This window comes from Sphingomonas sp. Ant H11 (assembly GCF_000797515.1).
Classification (GTDB): Bacteria; Pseudomonadota; Alphaproteobacteria; order Sphingomonadales; family Sphingomonadaceae; genus Sphingomonas.
This window is the reverse complement of sequence record NZ_JSBN01000161.1, coordinates 1-2,675: the sequence shown is the minus strand read 5'-3', so window position 1 is coordinate 2,675 and position 2,675 is coordinate 1. Positions and strand designations below refer to the sequence as shown.

General features: G+C 66.3%; 2 protein-coding genes and 1 pseudogene. All 3 read right to left on the bottom strand.

What is annotated here, in order from left to right; all coding sequences use genetic code 11:
- Positions 1-211, bottom strand: a pseudogene (locus tag NW75_RS27030) (UDP-N-acetylmuramoyl-L-alanine--D-glutamate ligase); the annotation flags it as partial.
- A complete protein-coding gene (gene mraY / locus NW75_RS20645; protein ID WP_033967285.1) occupies positions 208-1,278 on the bottom strand; it encodes a phospho-N-acetylmuramoyl-pentapeptide-transferase in 1,071 nt (356 codons plus the stop codon). The gene mraY and the pseudogene NW75_RS27030, both read right to left, overlap by 4 nt.
- Entirely contained in the window at positions 1,278-2,651 is a 1,374-nt protein-coding gene (locus tag NW75_RS20640) for a UDP-N-acetylmuramoyl-tripeptide--D-alanyl-D-alanine ligase (protein ID WP_033967284.1), read from the bottom strand. The genes mraY and NW75_RS20640 overlap by 1 nt, the downstream gene beginning before the upstream one ends.
- Between the last annotated feature and the right edge of the window lie 24 nt (positions 2,652-2,675).

The following is a 2,675-nucleotide window of genomic DNA, read 5'->3' as shown; positions in this document are numbered from 1 at the left end:
AACGTGCCGCCTGTTGCAGGCTCCCCCTCTCCCGACCCTCTCCCCGCAAGCGGGGAGAGGGAGACGAAAGCGCTTCACGCCGCGCCGCATCCGAATCCCACGCCCTCACCGCCGCGCCGCCCGCCAGCAGCGCGCGCACGGTCGCGGCACCAGAGCGCGCAAGCCCCAGCACAGCGTAGCTCTTGCCGCGCCAGAGGGGCGATACGATCACCGGAGCTTCAACGTCGACAGCCCTGCCAGCGCGAGCACGAGCGCGATGATCCAAAACCGGATCACCACGGTTGGCTCGCTCCAGCCGAGTTGCTCGAAATGATGGTGGATCGGTGCCATCTTGAACACGCGGCGGCCAGTTCGCTTGTAGAAGAACACCTGGATGATGACGCTCATCGCTTCGATCACGAACAGCCCGCCGATGATGCCCAGCACGATTTCATGATGCGCCACCACCGCGATCGCGCCAAGCGCGCCGCCAAGGGCTAGGCTGCCGGTATCGCCCATGAACACCGCCGCCGGCGGCGCGTTGAACCACAGGAACGCCAGCCCCGCGCCGACAATCGCGCCGCAAAAGATGGCCAGATCACCCGCGTGCGGCACGTGCGGAATACCGAGATAGGCCGCGAACTTGGCGTTACCCGCCAGATACACGATCAGCATGAACGCGACTGCGGCGATGATGACCGGCATGGTCGCCAGACCGTCAAGCCCATCGGTCAAATTCACGGCATTGCCGAACGCCACGATGGTGAAGGCAGCGAACACGATGTAGAAATAGCCAAGCTCGATCACCGGCCCGCTGTAAAACGGCAAATACAAATGCGTGCCGTTTTCATGCACGATCATCGTCGCGGCGATCCCCGCAATCGCAAATTCGCAGACCAGCCGCAGCCGTCCGGAAACGCCCGCCGTGCTCGCCTTGCGCACCTTGTCATAATCATCGAGGAAACCGATCGCGGCGAAGCCCAGCGTCACGAAGGTGCAGGCCCAGACGAACGGGTTCGACAAATCCATCCACAACAGGATCGAAAACACCATCGAGGTCAGGATCATCAGCCCGCCCATGGTCGGCGTGCCACGCTTGGCGAGGTGCGTTTGCGGGCCGTCGGTGCGGATCGGCTGCCCCTTGCCCTGCCGCACGCGCAGCCAGCCAATGAAGCGCGGGCCGATCAGCAAACCCAGGAACAAAGAGGTTGCGACCGCGCCGCCGGTGCGGAACGACAGATAGCGAAACAGGTTCAGCACGCTCGGGAAGCCGAGATAGGCGGCGATGAAATAGAGCATTAGTGTTCCCCGCTCCGCAGGCCAGCGACAACCGCCGCCAGCCCCACGCCGTTCGATCCCTTGATGAGCACCGCATCGCCCGGTGCCAGCATCGTGGACAGGCTGGCGCGCGCCGCAGCGGCGTCGGCGACATGGACGAAATCGCCCTTGCCCTCAAGCGCGTTCAGCAGCGGGCGCGACCGTTCACCGACCAGAATGCCCGCTTCGACGCCAGCGGCCAGCACCGGTTCGGCGAGGCCCGCATGATAAGCATCGCTGCCCGCACCCAGCTCGCGCATTTCGCCCAGCACGACGATTTTGCGTGCGGCAGGCTCCGCTGCAAGCACCGCGAGCGTCGCACGCATCGAGGATGGGTTGGCGTTGTAGCTTTCGTCGATCACCAGCGCCTGCCCGTCGCCCACCGCGACGGTAAAACGCGCGCCGCGCCCGGCCAGACCGCCCAGTTCGGCCAGCGCGAGCCCCGCCAGCGCCAAATCTCCGCCAACCGCATCCACCGCCGCCAGCACGGCCAGACTGTTGGATACCCAATGCTGCCCCGGCTGGCTGATCGTGAAGCTCAGTTCGCGCGCGCCCACCACGGCGGTGACGAAGGTGCCGCCGCTTTCGGTGCGCATCGTTTCGATGGCGCGGACGTCTGCCCCCTTGTCAAGACCGAAGGTCACGATCCGTGCCGCATACGGCGTCGCCGCAGCGACCAGGCGATCGCGATGCGGGCTGTCGAACGGGACGATCGCGACCCCGCCCGGCTCCAGGCCCTGAAAAATCTCGCCCTTCGCATCCGCAATCGCCGCCTCGTCGCGGAAAAATTCGGTATGTGCCGGGGCGATGGTGGTGATGATCGCAACGTGCGGGCGCACCAACGTCGTCAAATGCGCCAGTTCGCCCGCATGGTTCATCCCCATTTCAAACACGCCGAAGCGCGTTTCGGCGGGCATCCGGGCGAGACTGAGCGGCACGCCGGTATGGTTGTTGTAGCTCTTGACCGAGCGGTGCGTCCGCGCCCGCGCACTCCGCTCCAGCGCGGCGTACAGCGCCTCCTTGGTGCCGGTCTTGCCCACCGACCCGGTGACGCCGATGATCTTTGCCGCCGTGCGCGCGCGGGCGGCGCGGGCAAGGTTCTCCAGCGCGGCCATCGTATCGGGGACGAGGACATGCGGGTGGACGCTCGGCTGCGATACCAACGCGCCCGCAGCGCCGCGTGCAAACGCCTGGTCGAGGAAGCGATGCCCATCGGTCGCAGCCCCGGTCATCGCGACGAACAGGTCGCCGGGGCCGACTTCGCGCGAATCGAACGTCACGCCGGTGGTGGTGAAGTCGCCCGATGCCGTGCCGCCGGTGGCAGCGGCGATCGCAGCGGAAGTCCACAGGCTCATAACTCCCCTCCCGCTCGCGGGAGG

What these genes read in the sequence shown, in the direction of transcription:
- mraY (WP_033967285.1), bottom strand. Translation starts at nt 1,278, where the DNA reads ATGCTCTATTTCATCGCCGCCTATCTCGGCTTCCCGAGCGTGCTGAAC.
- NW75_RS20640 (WP_033967284.1), bottom strand. Translation starts at nt 2,651, where the DNA reads ATGAGCCTGTGGACTTCCGCTGCGATCGCCGCTGCCACCGGCGGCACG.